Origin of the sequence: Methanobrevibacter filiformis, from assembly GCF_001639265.1 — an archaeon.
Lineage (GTDB): Archaea > Methanobacteriota > Methanobacteria > Methanobacteriales > Methanobacteriaceae > Methanacia > Methanacia filiformis.
In genome coordinates this window covers 1-19,672 of record NZ_LWMT01000016.1, presented here as the reverse complement: position 1 = coordinate 19,672, position 19,672 = coordinate 1, and the positions used below count along the sequence as shown (strand labels likewise).

Below are 19,672 nucleotides of genomic sequence, written 5' to 3'. Positions count from 1 at the left end.
TTAATCACTTCCTTTTCTTTTGTGAGTTATCATTTGCTTGTAGTAATGTGTATGTTTCACTATCATAAACTAATCTAAAATCATTACTTATTACTACTATGTCTCCATCTTCATTTTGTGATGCTGCTTGAATTATCCTTTCAAAATCGTACAGGTTATGTAAACTATCATCAATATCTGACAGTACACTGATTAATAACTCATCTCTATCAATCATTATAATCTTCTCCTGCCTATTCGTTAGGTATTGTGTTTGTTCCATCGGTAACGATTAATATTATACCTGCAAATAATTTATTACTAATAACATCATATACTAATTGAATATTTGACTCTTCAGGCAATGTTATTGTTATTGTTGGTCTTGGGTCTTTTGCAGTTATTAATGAAACAAGCACATCTGTTGTTGTATTATCTAGCATATTTGTTATTGTATCATCAAATTCAAGATAATCCGTATGTTCACTTGTAGTGGCCACTGTGAAGCTATCAAGTGGAATGTTTAGCAAAGTAGCTATCATATTCATAATACTTCTTAAACTACTGTTTCCTTCAATTGACACAAGTAAACGATTACGATAATCATTATTGGATTCATCTTCATCTCGATATACTCCTATTTGATCACCTTCTAACTTTAATAAGCCTGCAGTTATTTTTTCTTCCCATTCTGTTGTGTCATCGTCAGGAATATTGTTAGATATACTTATTATTTTTGTATTTATGGTTTCTATAATTTCTACAATATGATCTAAGTAAGAACCCAGTCCAAAGTCAAGTAATTGGTGCATTGGGTTATCAGGTCTTTGTATTGTTTGATTGCTTCTTAAATTGTTTATAATGTACTGTCCTCTGTCACTCACAACACCATTCCTCCAGCATAATTTTAGTTAATAATTGTTTCACCTTGTATTAAAACTTGATTTTCTTCAGCATCAATATTTACTGATGGAGATATTAAAGTATAGTCAATTAATCCATTAATATTTGAAAGTATACTTAAGATACTGTTTCTGTAAATTGTTTCACTGATATTCAAGTTATTAAAGTATTTGTTTATTTGATTTTGTATTTCTTCCACTACATCGGCAGGGTTAACTTCATTAGTGAAAACTAAATCTTGAATGATAATATCAACAGGGAATGTTTCAGCACCATAAATATAAGCGTTTATTCCTGCAGGAGTAGTATCTGCTGTATTGAAGAAATTTGTTACATTTTGAACAATTTCTGCTGTGGGAGGGTTTACTATTATGCCAATTGTATAATCTCCCTTTAAACAGTTTATTACTTTCACATCATGAACTCCAGGTATTTTAACTGCTATTCTTTTATACCATCCTACACTTCCAAAATCATGCTCAGACTGCTCATAAAGTAGTCTTGCTCTGTAGTACTCATCATCTTCATCATCAGTCCCACCAATAAAAGGTACAGGATTTGTAACAAGTAAATCATCTATGCTTTCTTCAAATATTGTGACAAGATTAGAGTCTATATTATATTCACTACCTCCAAACACACTTCTTGCAGGAACAAGAATACTATTTTCACCTGCAGGTAAGATAGCTTCTTCTATTGTTTCATATTCTAATCCCAGATCATCTTCTGTTAAATATACACTATATGCAGGGATAGTTATGTCATAATCTTTCAGTACATCATGTGGTAAACTAAATTGTAATTGACCTGTACTATTTTTTCCAGGATTTCTAGGATTGTTGTGTCCTAAAATGTCTAAAAAATCTCCACTTGCATAAGGTATGTATTTCATTAATACTGATTCATTTATTAGCCAGAATATTTCGAATAAGGGTAATGATATTGTTTCAAATAAATTTCTAGCATCTCCTCCCTCATCAAGGTAACTTATTGGAGATTCTTGATTTTCAAATTTTGATTTATAATCTAAAAACATGTTATCTACAAGATATTGTATATCTATAACTGATCCTGTGAACATTTTCAATGAATCTTCAGTTTCTTCATCAAAATCATAATCTTCTTCTGCCATTTAAAGCACCTCTTCTACATTATTTAAATCAATAGTGATATTTTCATTTGTGTCTTCATCATCATCACTTACTAATCTAACATCAATATCTACAATACAATTAGTATTATCGTATTCTACATTAATATCAATTATTTCAGCAACAACAGGTTCTTTAAGTAATGCTTCTTCTGTAGCTTTTTTTATAAGTGATTCAGCATAGTCATAATCAGTAAGACCTAAATAATAATAAGATTTGTTGCCATAGTCATCATAACCTAAATTATCCAAATCTCCAGGAATGGTTAATAAACGATTAATAATAGCTTGTTTAGCATTATCAACTCCCGAAACCTTGCGAAAATTACCTTTATCATCTATCAACTCAAAATCTCGATGAAAATCACAACCAAAATCAACCATTTATTTAATCCTCCCTATTATAACTGGTTTTTTAATATTTCCATTAACAAAAGCAACTAACACAGTATCTCCAAGATTTATTTCAACATGATCAAGTATCATAACATCATCCAGGTTTAACTCCTTTGATATATTTAATACTTCAACCCAAATATTGTTCACTGAATTTCTAGATACTTTACATTCCAAACAAGGTTCTATATAATTAAAATCATTTTCTACTAATTCTGCTATTTTTTGATCAAGAGCCATGTTATAACTCCATTGTTTATGCATATCTTCTTATTCTTTGAACCCATGCTCCTCTTCTAGCATTTCCAGGATGTGAACATGTAGGATCCATAACAATAGTTCTACCATTGACTTTAGCAATAACATTGTTATGAGGATATATTCCGCAGCTTGTACCATTACTTAATCTTGCAGGTACATTTACTGCTTTTAGCATTGTAACGAGTAATTGTGATTGATCATAGCAATTTGCTACTTTTCGTTTGAATACTTGCTCATCAGACTGTTGATCCCCCAGCTCATACTTCCATTTGAAACCATCTACATAATTGAATATTGCTTTTGCTCCACCTTGATCATACAATGTTTTAGCCATACCTTTTATGGTGTTAGTGTTGTAGTTTCCTGTGGCTTTACAACTGTTTGCACTATTTTCACCTGCTTTTTTTAAATAAGTCTTTGATGAGTTTAATTTCTCTTTACCACATTTTGAACAGTAGTCGGCCCCACATCCACCATTGTTATTATCGCATGTGAATTGTGCATAGTCTTTTCCTTGATTAATATATTTGTATTTTGTTTTCCCTGTGTGCCCATAATTAAATTTCAGTTTTCCTTTTTTACCACATAATGGACAATAGTTAACAAAGCTATTCTTAGCCATTGGTGTGTATCCACACTTTCCACAAGACCCCACAACTTTTTTAGGAGGTGTAACTGCTTTTGAGTTATTGGAATTAGTATTACATTCTTTTTTACCAGTTTTTGGTGAAGGTGGTGTGTATGTCCAATTATCAGGAGCTAGTGTTTTACTACTCATTAATTTTAATTGATGAGATGCACTTGTTGTGATGATTTCTTCAATCCAAAATGAATGGTATTTGCCATGAGTATCTTGAAAAACACAGTATTGGTCAGCCCTAATATCTTTATAATCAGGGATGTTTGGTATTTTTATTGTGCCTTCCAGTGTTGCTCTGCCTTTAGTTTTGAATAATTTTTTAGCTGCGATTTTTGCTTTTGCTTTTGTGTTTATTTTATCATCCATTATCAATTCAGTGATAACACCAAATTGAGCAGATAATTTCTTATTTTGGTAGCTGTAAAGTAATGTTTTACTTTCTTCGTTACCATAAACTTTAACACCAGTTATTATGTTTGATGTGGTTTCATGAATTGATGAGTTGGAATATGTTCCTTTTTTAAATACAAAACCATTATATGACTGTTTACTTTTTTTAAACACTCCAATTCCATTATGATTAACATAAAACTGATAATTGTCTTTTTCAAGAGTGGCTAATTGATGACAAACATCTATTGCTTGAATGTTTTTAAAAACAAGATTTTTATGTATTCTTGTTGATTTACGCACCCCTCCAGTTCTAAGATTTCTTGATTTAAGTATTGTTTTTAATATTTGATGTCCTTTTTTCTTTGTGAAGCTTTGATTAACTTTTCCAAATAATAACTTTGTGTAATCAATAACTTCATAAGAATAAATACCATTATTATCATTTTTATCTGTTACTTGCCCACCAAATGGTCTGAAATTACCTGTTAATCTTATATCATTTCCTTGTTTCAATGAAATATGACTCTTAAAAGTTAGTATGTCTGCATTGTAAGCATGTTGTTTGTATGTCCAATCACTACTCATTGGTATTGATTTTGCAGATGTTGTTCCTATGTACAATTTTGGCATTTTATACCATCCCGTTAATTGAAATTTAATTTATTATATTTTTAATATAATCTGGTAATTTTGGTGTATTCTTAAGTAAGTTGGAACTTTTAGAGCTTTGACTTTTAATCATTAAAGCACCTATCTTTTTAAGAGTGTTTTTATCACATTTACCTGTGACAGGAATTTTATATTTTTTTTGGAATTTTATACAAGCATCTTGAGTGTATATTCCATAATATCCATCTAATTTGAGGTTTTTATTTTTGTATTTAATATAGAACCCATATGATCTTAATATCTTTTGGAATATTAAGTCGCATGATGTGCTTTTGTTTTTTCCTGCATGATCTTTGTACAAGGGTATGCATTTTTTTAATTTATTGTAGTTACTTGATTTTGGGGTTTTATTAGCTCCTTTTAATGGTTTCTTTTTCTTTTTTGGTTTCCAGTTCGTGAAATGTTTAGATAATACGGGATAGGTTATCTGTTTTTGTAGAGTTAAATCAACTTCATAAATTTGTTTATTATTTTCTTTAACATTAACATCAGTTATTATATAATTACCACCCATCATTAGACCAGAGTGTATTTTACCTGTAGCATATGTTAAAGTTAATTCTGTTCCTTTCATATACCATTTTTCTAGTTTTTTAATATTTTTAACATGATCTTTTTTGTTTAACTCAAAAACAGGAGTTATTTTAAGTTCTCCTCCTCCTGCTCCTTGGTATACTGTTTGACTTCCAATAACTCCATCAAAATCAATAGTTTCATTATTTAATTGAGGATCGTATGATGATCCTACTTTGACATTAAGATCAATAGATTGAACTGCTTTTGTTTTAGGGCAGATTTTATAATATGATGGCTCGTTATCCATAATAAACACCATTATTTTTTTCGTTTAAGTATATTGTCAATAACTGCTTCTAAGCGATATTCTAGTTCTTGTATGTCTTCTTCATTGGATACTCTATCAATTTTAATATATACTTGGATATTATTTTTAACAGTTTTAGTATCCTTATTATTAGTTTTAAGTAGTTTTAGTAATGAATTTAAATTTAATTCTGAATCTTCAAAAACATTTCCTATTGAAGGTAATACAGGTGTACCATAACCACTTGCGAAATTCCCTCCAAGTGTTGCTCCTGCACGATATGCTGGTGTGAAACCAGCAGTAATAGCTGATAATATGTATCCTATCTCTTCTGCTGTTGTACGGGCAGCTAAACCTGGACTGTTAACATCAGCTCCTGATTTATAACCTTTTGCGAAGTTCTGACCTAATGTGTAACCTGCACTATATGCTGTAGTATAACGTGATTGTATAGCTGATATTATTTGAGCTATTTCTGTTACCATTGTCTGTGATGCTGGTGCTAAACCAGTTCTTAGTCCTGCTACAAATTTTTGTGCTGCAGTAGTACCTGCACTTTGAAAAGTAGCATAACGATTCTGAATAGCACTTATAGCTGTACCTATAATAGTGACTGTAGCTGATCCTACATTTACAGCACCTAATTTGATACCTGTTGTTATTTTACTTCCAAGGTTTTGTGCTGCTGGTTGAACTCCTGATGCTGCACTAAGAACACTATTGATTTGTGTTATTGTGCTTGTAACAGTAGTGATAGCTGAAGATAATCCTTCAGCATCTAAATTACTTCCTTCATCAGTTCCAACAGCTGATTGAATATTTTTAAGACTAGTAATAATAGTTTTAATAGCATTTTCCATATTAGTGAATTTTTCTGGAGGTATTGGATCTTCAGGCATATTAGCAAAACTTTGATTAATTCTGATATAATCATTTAAAAAGTATCCAAATTCACTAGATAAAGCTCTCCATCTCTCACCTAAACCAGCCACATCTAAATCTTCAGGAATTAATGTTTTCAATCTTCCAATTGATGAGATAACATTAGATATAGTGTTTTCTAGCTGTGAGAATGCAACATATTCCACCTTGATTTTAGCTAATCCTGCCATTTTTTGACTTATTGAAACAGCATCATTTATGAAATATCCAAACTCACTAGATAATAATCTCCATTTTTCACCTATTCCACTTATACTATCAGCATTAACTCTTTCCATTTTAGGTTTAGTTGCATTGATAAATGTGATTATTCCATCCACTGTTTTATTTATTTGTGGTGTTGCTTTTTCAAGATTTTCACCAGATTTAAGATTCAGGATCTTTTTAAAACTCTCATTTCCTTTTATAATATCATTTAAGAAGTAATTTAGTTCATTGGTTAATAATCTGAATTTAGTGCCTATTCCACTTATTCCTTTTTGATCAACACGCGCCATTTTAGTTTTAAGAGTGTTTGTCATGATTATTATGCCATCAATTTGTTTAACAATATTATCTAAGTATCCTGTTCTACCATTAGATACTCTATTACTATAAGTTAAATCAGCTCCAGAATCTATGGCTGTTTTCATTGTTTTCATTATCTCAGAGATACTTTTAACTATCTCAGCCATGCTTTTTAATTTGTCACTAATTCCTTTTGGTATTGCGGGGATTCTTTCTGCTTTTTCTTGTATTTTTTTAACTAAATTTACAGAGTCATCTATTAATTTAGATAAGTTTTCAGCTATTTCTGAACCATTTCCATTAAATAGGTTAAATTTCCAGTTCTCAAAACCAGTATCTCCTCCATCACCAATGGCTGTTTTCATTGAGTTGAAAATGCTGCTGACTGCTTTAATGGTTTCAGCTAAACTCTTAAGTTTATTAGTTATCTCAGTAGGGACTGTTGGGATGTTGATACTATTTAATTTATCAATGAAAACATCTAGATCCTTTATTCCTTTGGTGAGTGATGAGAACACTCCACCTCCTGCTGTGAAGCCTCCAAACCATCCTGCAAGCTCATTTATAACACTTAATGATATTTTATTTTTTGCAGCATTATTAGCACTGTTTAAAGCTTCAGATAATGAAGTAAGTGCAATAGCTGCTTGTTTAATAGTTTCTGCACCTTGTTTAACCTTACCTAAATCACTGAATTTCTCTCCAAGATCACTTATTTTATTAAGTGGTTCTTCAAGTAATATTATTGCTTCTGTTGCAAGACCTATAGTGATAACTATTCCTGCAGCAGCCATTAAACCTGCAACAGGCACAGTTCCAAATAATGCTACTGCAGCAGCGAATATTATTATAAATGGTGCTGCTTGAATAAGAGTATCACTAACTAATTTGAAAACTTTCAATCCTGCTTCAACATTAGTTTTATTTTTATTGAAATCACTTCCAAGCTCTCCAATTGCCCATAATGGCACTTTTAATAAATATATTGCTTCTGTTGCTAATGCTATACCAATAGCTATTCCTGCAGCAGCTGCAAGTGAACCCATTGCTAATGTTTGAAATGATCCTCCACCTGCAGTACCCATAATATATGCGAACGCGATGATCGGAGGCAATATTAGGGCTAGTACAATTCCAACGGTTTTAAATGCTTCAGCACCAGCTAAGATATTAGTTTTATTTTTATTATATGAATTACCTAGTTCTCCAAGAGCCCACATTGGTCCTTGCATAAGTATTAATGCTTCTGTTGCTAATGCCATTCCTGCAGCTATTCCTGCAGCAGCTGCAACTGTTCCACGACCAATGTTTTTAAGATCTCCTTTAATAGTATCTTTAAAACTAACAGCATCTAATTTAGGAATCTTACCTTTACCTTTAGGAGCTTTACCACCTTTATCTTTTCCATTTCCATCTGGAAGTGCTTCTCCTGCTTTTCCCATTGCTTCATTTAATATTTCAGTTTCCACAGCAGTGCTTCTAATTATCCCTTTCAATCCTGTAAGAGTTTTTCCAAATAGTCCTGCACCACTTGTTAATATTGGCCATAGAGTATTAACTGCAACTCCTGCAGTTAATAATAATCCTAATGCTCCAACAGCAACCAATAATCCAAGTGTTAAATTACCACCTAATGTTTTATCAAGAGCCATGAATCCTTCAATCATAGTTTTTAAAACAGGCAGCACATATTGCCCTATTTTTTTACCTGCAATAGAGAACATTTTAGTCATTGTGGCTTGCAATCCTGTGAAAGTTCCCATTAATTCATCTGTTGAACCAGTTACTTTATTAACTGCATTCATGTATCCTTCAACATCGTCTTCCTTACCACTCCATAGTCCTGTTTTCATTAATGATGCTTCAGTGATTCCATATTGATCAAGTGAAGCATATGCTCCTTTTATACCTTTACTTAAATCGAACATGGCTCCTTCTGCTTGTGCAGCAGAACCTGTTAATGCATAAACATATGATCCAAATTGAGCAACTTTAGGACTTACAGTATTTAATGTTTTTTCATTAGCACCAGTTGATGCTTTAAATGCATTTATTGCAGGTATTACTTGTTGCATTGATACTAATGTTTTGTTAGTAGCATTATCAATAGTATTGTATAATTTTTCTGCTCCTGCAGATGTTGAAGTCATATTTTTAAGAAGTATTTTGTTAGTTTCTGCTTTAGCACTAGTATTTACAACTATATCAGAAACTGCATTTACTCCCATACCACCTAATGCTCCAGCCATTAATCCTTGAACACCATCAAGACTATCCATGAACCCTGATGCATTTGATTTCATACTACTGAATGATTGTGAAATACTAGATGCCATACTAGAAGCACCTGATTTAATATTTGACCATGCACTACCTGCACTTGATTTAATACTAGACCATGTACTATTACCTGTTGATTTAACACTACTTAAGTTACGATTAACATTACTTAAACTACTGTTCGCACCATACTGTATTTGCATGAATGTACTACGACTATCTATTCCTGTTTGCTTAATAGTGTCTGATGTGCCTTTAATGGATTTATTTGCATTATCAAATGATTTTTGTGCAACATCTCCTGTGTTTTTAATAGATTTATTAGCATCTTCAAATGATTTTTTCGCGACATCTCCTGATTTTTTAAAGTTATCGCTTATGTTTTCAGCTACCTCTGAAGCTTTATCAATGGCTTTTATGATGATTTCGATCATATTGTTTGAAATAGCCATTTAAATCACGTTTCTTAAAAATTAATTAATCTTCTTCATCATCTAAATCTTCAGTTTTTACATTATTTAATTCATTATGTAGCAATATTGATGAATTAAATTGCCATAACCATTGAATAATTGTTAAATCAAAAGGATCTTCTGCTAGTTTGTAGTTTCCACCATATTTACTACATAACCAAGCTAATTCTTTTGATTCATCAGTCTTTAGGAAATCTTTTTAAATCTTCACCTAGTTCATTAGCTTCTTCTTCATCTTGAACTATTCCACTTATATCGAGTATTTTATCATATATTTCATCAAACTGTTCTTTATTAAGTAAATCTTGTATTTGGTCTTCTTCGAGTGATGAGTCATGAGGTGATAGTGATAAGTATATTGCTCTTGTTTGAGCTTCTCTTGAACTTACTATTTGTTCTGATATGCTCATTTTCATTCTTAGTTCTTGAGCCATTTCTAATTTTTTATCTTTTTTGGATTTGCTTCTGAATCCTTTTTTATCAGCTATTTCTGTTTGTATGTTTTCAACTTCACCCATTGCTTGTGATTCAATATCTTCAACTTCTCCCCATTGTCTTCTTGATAGTGGTGATGCTTCGATAGTGTCATTTAATGAGTCTATTTTGAGTATTAGTTTGTCTTTTTTGCCTTGTTTAATTAATGTTGATATTTTAAGAGCCATGATTTATCCTTCCAATTTTTAATAATAATAATTTAATAAAAATAAAATAATAAAAAGTAATAATAATGTTATTGAATTATTTATCTTTAAACTCAATGCGTTTAGCATTGAACGATCCACTGATTTCTTTCTTACGTTTAGCAGAATATTTAACACTATACTTTCCTCTTTTACAACCAATGAATGTGATTACTTCATCTTCATCTTCAATTATAATTGTTCCGCCATCTTTTTTATCATTCATTTTCATAATAGCTTTTCTTAAACCTTTATAAGTTTCACTGTTATATGAGATCCTGGTGAAATTAACTTCTATTTTGGATGAACTATCAATATTAACATTTTCATCAAAGCAGACGATTTCTTCATTTTCTGGACTATCATCATAGTCCATGTCCACTCCTTGTGCAACAGGAACATCATCTATTTTCATTTTAATATATTCTACCATAACTATCAAACCTCTATTTTAACTATAATGCTACTTTTATTCTTTTTCTTATTCCTTTAACAATACGAGGTACTTTAGCATCGAAATCTACATTCAACATAAAAGGATCATCCTCATCTGGAGTTGCATTAACATCAACATTTGTAACTATCTTGGCAGACAGTAATGCGTCTGCTCTGTTTAATAATTGTCCATTTGCTGAGGTTAAATCAGCTAATATTAATGTGTTTCCTAGCCAATCTGATAAGTCAAAGTAATATGTTAAATAGTGTAATATGTTTGTTATGTATTGTTCAGAGTATATTTTTAAATCTCCATTGGAGTATGTTTCTTTTTCACAAGTTACACTTGAAACACATCCATATTTATTGTTTTGACGATTTTTCTGTTCAAAAATGGTTATTCCTGCTTCTATAAGTTCATCTCCATCATCATCATTATAGAGAGGGTAGATTGTTTCAATGTCACCCACTATTTTATTTGTTCCGCTGACATTAACTGGTAATCCTGCGATAAATCCAACCCATCTGGCAACAGATGGTGCTAGAGAGTAATTATTGAATGTTTGTGATAAATAAATAATGTTTTTACTATTTGCTATATTAGTAATAGCTATATTTCCTGCTCTAGTTTCGGATGTTAATGGTAGTACTGCTGTTGTTGGTTTATCATTTTTGAATTTTATATCAGTCCATTTGCTTATGATTGGATAAATTGTTTCCATGTCTAATATTTCAGTGCTGATGAAATAATCGAATTTTTCACCTTTAAGATCAAACAATGCTTTATTAATGTCTTCAATTGTGAAGTTTTCTGATTCTTCTCCTCCTGTGAATGGTTGGTCTTCTGTTAATGTTAATTCTGTTTCATTCTGAGGTTCTTCAGTTTCAGGTACTTCGGGTGAGAGTAATTGAGCGTTTATTCCAGGAGTTTGTAGATTGATACGGTTTACAATATCGTTTAGTTGTATTTTCTTTATATGGTCGATTATTTCATTATTGTACTTAATTATTATGTCATAATTAAGAGTTACCTCTTCAATTTGATGAGGAATTACTGTGATTGTGAAATTATTACCATATTTTCCTCCTTTATCTGCTTCTAATGTTATAATATTATTTAGTGTTAAGTTTGCTTTTTGTCTAGTTCCTAATTGATAAACCATTATATGGTTTGCTCCATTACTATCATTCTCTTGATCTGATTTGAATACTTGTTTTATGCATTCAGTTCCACTATAATTCTCGTTTTCACCTAGTGCTCTTAGTGCTTGTCTTACTCCGAAGAAATCATAGATTACTCCATGTTCTGCTTTTTCGAAGTTTCCAATTATTGCCACAGTTCCTGCTGTTCCGATTGGGTATGATACATCAGTTTCAACTGTTTCTGCTGTGACATTTGGTCTTAAAATTCCCATAAATATCTAGTCTCCTTTATTTTGTTATTTTTTTATTTAAGAATTCTTTGTAATTTTCATCTAGTTCTTTGCTTGTGTATTCTTTATTTTCTTTTAATTGTTGTGTGAATACTTCATATAGATGTTCTGGGATGTTTTTTATTATTTTCCATGTATTTGGATTTATTGTGTCTGTTTTGTTATTTTTGGGTTTTTTATCCTTAGATTCATTATTAGTATTAGTATTATTATTAGATCCTTCATGATTTTTGTTTAAGTTATTATCTTCAGAATTTGATGTTAGTTTATTCTCTTTTTCAGCTTCTGAATTCTGATTAACCTTAGTATCTTTATTCTCTTTTTCAGAATCTAAAAGATTAATATCCTTAGATTCATTATTAGTATTATTATTCCTTCTTCTACTCATTCTTTAAACCGCCTAATATCTCCACTAATTCTAGAACGTTCAAATCTAGTACTATTTTCATTATTAGTTTTCTCTTTAAACAAACAAGTGTAACTAACACTTGATTGATGCACTCTATCACTAGCCCCTTCAATATGAACTCCTGATGGTGAAAAATTAATGAATTCAATACTTTCAAAATAAGAATCATTATCACTAGTGAATTGTTTCTCTAATGCTTGACCTGCACGAACAGCCAAATTTTTACTTTCTTTGTATGATTTTGTTAGATCTTGTGGATTGTAACAAACAGCACAGATTATAAGAGATAAACTGTACCATTCTTCATCAAATGTAGTCATTTCCGTGTCTTGTTCAATTATTTCCTCAAGTAACCATAAATAGGGGATTTTTGGTTGATGATCAATATCTTCTCCTTGATAAATAGCTTTAACATCTGATAATAATCCTTCTGTATTTTTTCTTTCATTTTCAAGATAGTTTTGAATTTTTTCAAGTGCAATATCTGGGTTAGTAATCATATTATTTCACTTCACTAATGGCCATGTTTCCAAATTCTATTATTCTTGATTCTGTTGCTTTTATTGAGTTAACTACAATATTGTAAGGTTTAATCCCTTTAACAGTTACTTGTTTAACAGGATATTTTGCACCTTTCCAATATAACCAGGGATTTCCTTTAATTGTGATAGGTCTATGTTTTGGTCCATAGATTCCTGTTCCTTTATCCAAGTATTTCATGTAATGTACTGATGATGAAACTTTAACATGATCATGACTACTACGATCTGCATGCCAAGACCCTCTAGCTCTTCCAGTGTCTCTTGGTGTTGCTTTTTTAAGATTACGAATTAACTCATTCTTAGATAATGTTATAACTCTTCTTGTTATTCTTCTTGGGAATTTTGAGAGTCTTTTAATATTTTTATTATTAACAGTGATTGTTATGGTATAGGACATCTTAATTCTCCCCAGTTATTGCAAAAAAAGTAATATCATTAGTGGCCACTTCCTCTTCATCAGATACTATGAATGGTTCAAGTAATTCTTTGATTTCATCGGTGAATAATTCAACTTGAACTAATTCCTGATCCCAGTTATCTTTTTGACGAAAAGGAATGTCACGTCTTACAGTATTTCTAGTTATTATGTTACTGACAATTAATGAGCAAACAAAGCTTATAGTGTGAGGAATATTTTCTATGAAATTGTTGTTGGTGTATTCGTTGATCATTTCACTAGCAGTTATTATGTAATCATTGAGTAATTCATTGAGTTTTGTTTCGTTTTCTTCTTCATTTTCAGTATCATAGTTATAGTGGCGTGGTTGTACTCCAGTTAAAGTTATGACTTTTTCTGGTGTGCAGTACATGATTTCTTCAGTTTCTTCAGGAATTATATTCACCTCCATCAATGATTATTTTATTTAAAATAGCTATTCTTCTTCAGTTAATGTTATTTCTAATGTTCCAGAATTAGAAGTAACTGTAAAAGTCCCATTACCTGTAACATATCCATCTTTAACTGCAGTATAACTGATATTTCCTAATGGTACTTCTTGTAAAGTACATCCTCCACCAGAACCAGTTGTACATGTAATTTCTGTTCCAACTATCTCAACAAAAACTCCTTGAAGATTAGCTTCATCCTGATCTTTCACATTAACAGATACATTAGCCAATGGGTGATTGTTCACCACCATCCCCAGTATCCTCAGTATCTATTCCATTTAAGGAATCAAGAATATCATTAGGTATTGTTGTTACTACTGCTCCATCTCGGAAGTAATGATCAGCATCTCCCCTTATTCTGAACCAGTAATCAGTTCTTTCCATTCCAGCTTTTCTTTCTGGTTCAATACTGAGGTTGGATCTAATACCCCAGGCTAAATTCTCTGGTTGGGTTAATAATACTTTTCCTGCACCTATTAATTCTCTAGCTTCTGGGTCATCCAAGGTGTTTGCATTTTTAATGGTTATTCCTTTGTATTTTAATTCTGCAAACCCTATTTGTGTTGCATCACCTAAACCTGTGCTACGTGATTTAAGAACATCACGGTATGCATCTTCAACTTCGAAAGGAACATAGAATATTAATTTATCCCTTTTTCTGAATCTTGGAGATAATTTACGAATACCTGCATCAAAAATATTTTCAATTTGAGAAGCATTATCTAATGTGAAATCATCCTCTGCAGCTATTTGATGTTCTGCTAATTTCAACCAACCATCAGTTATACAAAGTAAAGGATCATCAGCTTTATTTATTGTGGTGTCTCCAAATACTGCGAATAATTCAAGGTTTTCACCAATAGCTCTACCCATTTCTTGTAGTAATGTGTTGGTTAATGCTTCTCCTGTGATATTGTCTTCAATATCATCGTCTTCTATTTTAGCACATGCTTTAAGTTTTTTAGCTATTAAAGTGTTAGCTCCAAAACTTAAGCCTTTTTTCTCGTCTTCTGTTAATTCACGGGTTTTACCTTCTTCATCATAACCATTACTTAAAACTCTCCCTACAATTCCTGCACGGTTTAAATTTTTCTCTGGTGCAGGCATTAGTTCAAATGCTGCTGAGTTTAGTATTGTTTGATCAAGTGATGCGTACATTAAGAATTTTCCCAGGTGTGCTGGTGAAAGTATTGCTTTCCCATCTTTAATATTGGTTAATTCTTTAAATGCTGCTCCTTGGTTTCCTAATTCGTTTAGTATATCGTTATTATCCATTTTCTTAATCCTCCATTTAGTACTATTTTTTTATTGTTAGTCCGCTGCTATTTCTGCCCATTGCTTCTAATACTGTTGCTTTGGTGCTTTTTTTACTTATTTGATCGTTGGTTTCATGGTTGGGTATTGATTTTGATGCTCCTTTGATTTCTTCAGGGTCGGTTTCTTCATTTTTAGTTTCATCTGATTTATTTGAACTTTCAAGTTTCTTTTTTAAATCAGCATTTTCTTTTTTCAATTTTGTTAGTTCATCTTCTTCTTTATTTGAAGTAGATTCATTATTTTGTGCTGACTTAACAGCTGTTAATATTTCAGTTTTAAGATTTTCTAAATCAGATTTAGTAACATATTCTTTTTCATTATTGTCTGTCATTTTATCACCTTTAATCACATTTTCAGTTCTTTCATTTTCAGCTTTATTTATCAGGTTTCCCAGTGAATCCCATGCTTTCTTTATTTTTGTGTATGTGGAATCGCTTATGCTTCTACCTGCTTTAATAGCTGTGTCTTTTTCACTTTTTTCTAACATTTTTTTAGCCACATATTCTTGTTGAACTTCAAGTGGTTCTCCAAATTCAACTTCTCCATTAACATTTATGGAGTATGGAATTTCAAAATGGGATTCTGATTGTTGCCATTCCATATAAGCAATTATTTTAGTATCAAATGTAAGAAGAATGTGAGCATAAACGTCCTTGTCACGGTATAAATTCCTTAATGCATTATTTAAGAGTTTGTGTTTACTTTCATAAGATTCATTTGAATTAATTGATTTAACACTGCAAAAAGTGGCCTTATGAACACATGGTTTATCAACAAAAGCTATTGTGGCTGCAACTGGATTGGGAACATCTTTAATTAGTGTTCTACTTTTACCAGCTACTAATGCATCAGCCACATTTTCAGGAGTCACAGTAACACTTAATCCAGTGTATTCTTCATTTTCTATTTTATTCCATGTGTCATCATCATGGACTTTCATTGTGACAAATCAGGTTCCTTTGGGGTAGGTTTCTCCATTGTCCATTTCTGTGTCACTTTTTAGTGTCCATGATTCTACTGGAATAGCTACTTCTTTTTTGGTTTGGAAGTAGTCGTGTTGTTTGTCACTTATTCTGTATTTTTCCATGTATTTGTGGGAGAAGTCTTGTATTTCTTCTATGGTTAGTTTTTTCTCTCCTCTTGGTGCGTCACAGTCAGCGTAGTCTGGTATGAGTACTGGTGCTGTGATTAGTTTTTGTTTATTGTTTTTGTATACTATTTTTGATTTGGTCATGGTATTTTACATCTCCTAGCTATTTCTTTAATTATAGCTATCGCTAGCCCACAGGGAGCATTTTGAATGATTAAAAAAATATAATTTTTATAAATATTAGTGAAAAGTATTACTATTTCAATAAAACTATGGTGTTTTTCGTGAAAAATAGCTATTGTAATACTAAAAAGTAATACTGTAATATATAAATTGAAATTATTAAAAGAATTAAATACAATTATTGGAGGTGATTATAATTGATTGATTTAACTGATGATAAAGATAGGAATGATAATATTCCTGATCGTGATGAATACTCAGAAAAATCTGATGAAAAATGATAATAAAAAAATCATTTAAATAAAATTTGGGAGGATTGTTAAGCAGTATAAATTACAATATTAAATAAGTTACTACAAATATCACTGCTAACAATCCCCCAAAAATCAACAAGTAAAAACCCAATTTAGAAAACTTAACTTTCACTTTAATAACTTCTCTATTAAAATCAATAGCTCTTTTAAAATCACCAAACAACTCATTTAAAATGACATCTTTATTTTTAAAAGTATTATAATAACTTTCAAGAATATTAGCGTTAGGAACAGTTTTAAAAGTTTTAAAATAATAAGAATGAATTAAAAGAATTAAAGCAGAAAGATAAAAAACTAATGATAAAATAAAAACCAATTTAGATAATAAAGTCATGTTTTCAATGAAAGATCCAAATGTAGTTTGAACAGTTAACATAACTCCTAGAAAAGCAATCATGCTGTTATTTTTAGTGTCGATTTCAAAGTTTCTTTGATTTTCTTCATTATACTTGTATTTAATTAAATCAAATAAAAAATCATTATTAGTAGTATTCATTCAGAATCATCTCTTTAATATTTTTCTAACTTTATTCTTGAAATTAAACATTAAAGGATTATCTTTACTTTCATATAGAAGTTTTCCTCTATTATTTGGATTTGCTCTAACAGGTTTTCTAATAGTAGGTTTTACATCTAGATGAATGTGATCACTCAATCGATTTATTGTTTCTTTTTTAGAAGGAGAATAGATTGCATGTAAAATTGATTCTATAGATCGTTTTACTTCAACTAATTCTCCTTCATTATTAACATGATAAACTTTATAAGTTCCATCTTCATAATAATCTATTTGTCCATGTGGAGCATAACCACAACCACATATTTTACCTTCAGCATGTTTTCTTTCCTTTTCTTTCATACGTTTAAGCATAATAACACCTCTTAATCATTGAATAGAGCTATCGCTACCCCATTTGGGGAAGTAATATTAATAAAAAAAATAAAATAGTGTAATGACAATTTAATATTATGGTTTTAAATATTTCGTTATCTTTTTAATTAAGCTTTAATTTTCTTTATTCAGCTATATAATGTGAAATTAATAATATATAAACATTTAAAATTAAATGGTCACGACAATAGCTAACAACTAGCATAAATAGCTATTGGCTAAAAAAAATATTATAATAAAAAATTATAAAATAGTGAAAACATAATTATCTTTAAATTATAGAAGAATGTCCTCATCATTATCTACAAAACGACCTTTATTAGCCTCAGGATTTAATCTACTTAAAAGATTAGGATTCTCTTCAATTTTAACTCCAATAACTTTTTTATTTTCATCATATAGAGTTATTCTTCTATCTGGAGCTTTCAATCTAGTTTCCCCCTTATAAAACTCCTCAGGATAGTTGCTACCATGTTCTATTAATACACTCCATCCATTAGGTAACTCGATAGTCTCTTCATTATAATCTCCATAGAATCCAAGTGTCATTTTATCACCAATATATTATTTGATGAATTTAACTATTTAATATTTTCTTAATAATTTTAACCCTATTTGGGAAATTAAGTATGAACTTCTTATCTCTATTAAGATATAATCTCATACTTTCGGCTAAATCTTCAGCATAATTGCCATAATTCTCATAACTATCTAATGCATATTCAGAAGGCCACCTATACTCTCCAGATAATCCTTTTGTTTTTAGAGCATTATAATCCTTTTCAGCACTTTTTATATATTTGCTATTTGTAGATAAAACATAATCTACTCCATATTTTGTTTTTTGAAGATCAATTAAATGCCCTAATTCATGGTATAATGTAGATTTAATATTACTATTTTTCATAATATACATTCTTTTAATTCCTTCTGAAGTTATGCGTTTGCTTACATATCCTTCAACAACTTCATGATTATTACCTATTCTTTTTATTGCATGTTGATTAAGATGCACTACTTCATCTAAATTCTTTTTTAATACTGAAGGTAATTTATCATAAGATTCTTTAATTATCTTGGCTTCACCCAGATCAGCTTCAACTAATATGCGGATATTTTCCTCAGGAGTTTTACCCATATAATTGTATGATTTGAGTTTAGTGGGTTTAAGTCCATATTTCATATTTACTTCAATATCCCCAATGTTTTCTTCTACAATAATTTTTTTATTTTTAGCTATTGATTCTAACTCTTTAATCATTTTTTTATTATTGTTGGATTTACTTATTTTGTAGAATTCTTGCTCATTTTTATTTAAACGATTAATATCAAATTCAGGAACTTTATTAGTAGGTTTGTTTATATTTTTTGAATTAATACTTATGATATCTGATTCATAGAATCTCTCTTTTCCTACTGGGGTCATGTACCCATAAGGCATTATATAAGGCAGTGTGACACATCTACACCAGACCCATTCTTTCATTTCTCCTGTTTTATCTCCAGGATATAGTAAACCATTATTAAACCTTGTTCCTACTTCTACTATTTCACCATCAAGTAGTGCGTGTGTTTGTCTTACTCTGCTGTCTTCGCATGTGCTCCATTGGTGGTATTTTATATCGTCTTCGAAGTATTGTTCATAGGCTCCTAGGCTTTGTGCACTGTTCACTTCTGTTACTGCTATTCTTTCAGCTTCCCATGTTTTAAGTCCTGTGAATTCTTTTTTGAGGTTTTGTGCTATTTCACGATTTCCTAGTCCTTCTGTGTATCCTTTGTTTATTATTTTTGTTATGTTATTATCTACTCTTTGTAAAGTTGTAGTTGATGCAGTGAATACTTGTGTTTTTAATGTGTTGCTAACCTCATCAGAATAACCGAACAGCTCATCAACATTAAAATCTAAGTATGATTTAATAGTTTTAAGCACACTATTATCTTTTTCTGGCTATGTCAAAAACTTCATGGTTGAGATAATTTTTCCTCTTTCTTGCTCCCATTTTATTCTTTGAAGATCTAAATAGGTTGTTATTCCTTGTTCTGTCTTGTATATTTTTTTCAGGTGTCTTGGTA

General features: G+C 30.7%; 23 protein-coding genes. All 23 read right to left on the bottom strand.

Translation table 11 applies throughout. The annotated features are described in order from the left end of the window. Positions 1-4: 4 nt before the first annotated feature. The 23 genes from MBFIL_RS00720 to MBFIL_RS00610 all read right to left on the bottom strand — a co-directional run bounded on the left by MBFIL_RS00720 (position 5) and on the right by MBFIL_RS00610 (position 19,529). The gene (locus tag MBFIL_RS00720; protein ID WP_066970490.1) at positions 5-217 is read right to left on the bottom strand and encodes a hypothetical protein; all 213 of its coding nucleotides are present in this window, start codon (positions 215-217) and stop codon (positions 5-7) included. A gap of 16 nt (positions 218-233) precedes the next feature. Beyond that, the gene (locus tag MBFIL_RS00715; RefSeq protein ID WP_066970488.1) at positions 234-863 is read right to left on the bottom strand and encodes a hypothetical protein; all 630 of its coding nucleotides are present in this window, start codon (positions 861-863) and stop codon (positions 234-236) included. 23 nt (positions 864-886) lie between these two features. Then, the gene (locus MBFIL_RS00710; protein WP_066970486.1) at positions 887-2,014 is read right to left on the bottom strand and encodes a baseplate J/gp47 family protein; all 1,128 of its coding nucleotides are present in this window, start codon (positions 2,012-2,014) and stop codon (positions 887-889) included. Next, positions 2,015-2,416 carry a contractile injection system sheath initiator gene (locus MBFIL_RS00705; protein WP_066970484.1) on the bottom strand — a complete coding sequence of 134 codons (402 nt, stop codon included), beginning with the start codon at positions 2,414-2,416 and terminating at the stop codon, positions 2,015-2,017. After that, the gene (locus MBFIL_RS00700; RefSeq protein ID WP_066970483.1) at positions 2,417-2,668 is read right to left on the bottom strand and encodes a hypothetical protein; all 252 of its coding nucleotides are present in this window, start codon (positions 2,666-2,668) and stop codon (positions 2,417-2,419) included. It lies immediately after the preceding gene. A 16-nt stretch (positions 2,669-2,684) separates the two neighbouring features. Next, a complete protein-coding gene (locus tag MBFIL_RS00695; protein ID WP_066970481.1) occupies positions 2,685-4,352 on the bottom strand; it encodes a transglutaminase-like domain-containing protein in 1,668 nt (555 codons plus the stop codon). 25 nt (positions 4,353-4,377) lie between these two features. Continuing rightward, positions 4,378-5,214, bottom strand: coding sequence for a peptidoglycan-binding domain-containing protein (locus MBFIL_RS00690; protein WP_066970479.1), 837 nt, complete (start codon positions 5,212-5,214; stop codon positions 4,378-4,380). Positions 5,215-5,225: 11 nt separating this feature from the next. Continuing rightward, positions 5,226-9,395 (bottom strand): hypothetical protein, encoded by a 4,170-nt coding sequence (locus MBFIL_RS00685; protein WP_066970477.1) that lies wholly within the window; start codon positions 9,393-9,395, stop codon positions 5,226-5,228. A 200-nt stretch (positions 9,396-9,595) separates the two neighbouring features. Beyond that, the gene (locus tag MBFIL_RS00680) at positions 9,596-10,078 is read right to left on the bottom strand and encodes a hypothetical protein (RefSeq protein ID WP_066970475.1); all 483 of its coding nucleotides are present in this window, start codon (positions 10,076-10,078) and stop codon (positions 9,596-9,598) included. Between the two features lie 76 nt (positions 10,079-10,154). Next, positions 10,155-10,529, bottom strand: a complete 375-nt coding sequence (locus MBFIL_RS00675) for a hypothetical protein (protein ID WP_066970473.1) — start codon at positions 10,527-10,529, stop codon at positions 10,155-10,157. 22 nt (positions 10,530-10,551) lie between these two features. Continuing rightward, positions 10,552-11,946 carry a hypothetical protein gene (locus MBFIL_RS00670; protein ID WP_066970471.1) on the bottom strand — a complete coding sequence of 465 codons (1,395 nt, stop codon included), beginning with the start codon at positions 11,944-11,946 and terminating at the stop codon, positions 10,552-10,554. A 16-nt stretch (positions 11,947-11,962) separates the two neighbouring features. Continuing rightward, on the bottom strand, positions 11,963-12,352 hold the full coding sequence (locus MBFIL_RS00665; protein WP_066970469.1) for a hypothetical protein: 390 nt from the start codon (positions 12,350-12,352) through the stop codon (positions 11,963-11,965). After that, positions 12,349-12,873: a hypothetical protein gene (locus MBFIL_RS00660; RefSeq protein ID WP_066970467.1), complete on the bottom strand. Its 525-nt coding sequence runs from the start codon at positions 12,871-12,873 to the stop codon at positions 12,349-12,351. Before MBFIL_RS00660 ends, MBFIL_RS00665 begins: the two co-directional genes overlap by 4 nt. Before the next feature lies 1 nt (position 12,874). Beyond that, entirely contained in the window at positions 12,875-13,312 is a 438-nt protein-coding gene (locus MBFIL_RS00655) for an HK97 gp10 family phage protein (RefSeq protein WP_066970465.1), read from the bottom strand. 1 nt (position 13,313) lies between these two features. After that, positions 13,314-13,757, bottom strand: coding sequence for a hypothetical protein (locus MBFIL_RS00650; RefSeq protein ID WP_157078606.1), 444 nt, complete (start codon positions 13,755-13,757; stop codon positions 13,314-13,316). A gap of 30 nt (positions 13,758-13,787) precedes the next feature. Beyond that, positions 13,788-14,048, bottom strand: a complete 261-nt coding sequence (locus MBFIL_RS00645; protein ID WP_169805482.1) for a carboxypeptidase regulatory-like domain-containing protein — start codon at positions 14,046-14,048, stop codon at positions 13,788-13,790. Next, positions 14,026-15,078 (bottom strand): hypothetical protein, encoded by a 1,053-nt coding sequence (locus MBFIL_RS00640; RefSeq protein ID WP_066970459.1) that lies wholly within the window; start codon positions 15,076-15,078, stop codon positions 14,026-14,028. The genes MBFIL_RS00645 and MBFIL_RS00640 overlap by 23 nt, the downstream gene beginning before the upstream one ends. Before the next feature lie 22 nt (positions 15,079-15,100). Then, on the bottom strand, positions 15,101-16,060 hold the full coding sequence (locus tag MBFIL_RS00635; protein WP_066970457.1) for a hypothetical protein: 960 nt from the start codon (positions 16,058-16,060) through the stop codon (positions 15,101-15,103). Positions 16,061-16,069: 9 nt separating this feature from the next. Then, on the bottom strand, positions 16,070-16,354 hold the full coding sequence (locus MBFIL_RS00630; RefSeq protein WP_066970455.1) for an XkdF-like putative serine protease domain-containing protein: 285 nt from the start codon (positions 16,352-16,354) through the stop codon (positions 16,070-16,072). 372 nt (positions 16,355-16,726) lie between these two features. Next, the gene (locus tag MBFIL_RS00625; protein WP_066970454.1) at positions 16,727-17,203 is read right to left on the bottom strand and encodes a hypothetical protein; all 477 of its coding nucleotides are present in this window, start codon (positions 17,201-17,203) and stop codon (positions 16,727-16,729) included. Between the two features lie 6 nt (positions 17,204-17,209). Then, on the bottom strand, positions 17,210-17,578 hold the full coding sequence (locus MBFIL_RS00620) for a hypothetical protein (protein ID WP_066970452.1): 369 nt from the start codon (positions 17,576-17,578) through the stop codon (positions 17,210-17,212). 297 nt (positions 17,579-17,875) lie between these two features. Beyond that, positions 17,876-18,148 carry a hypothetical protein gene (locus tag MBFIL_RS00615; protein ID WP_066970451.1) on the bottom strand — a complete coding sequence of 91 codons (273 nt, stop codon included), beginning with the start codon at positions 18,146-18,148 and terminating at the stop codon, positions 17,876-17,878. A gap of 28 nt (positions 18,149-18,176) precedes the next feature. Beyond that, a complete protein-coding gene (locus MBFIL_RS00610) occupies positions 18,177-19,529 on the bottom strand; it encodes a phage head morphogenesis protein (RefSeq protein WP_066970449.1) in 1,353 nt (450 codons plus the stop codon). Positions 19,530-19,672 lie beyond the last annotated feature (143 nt).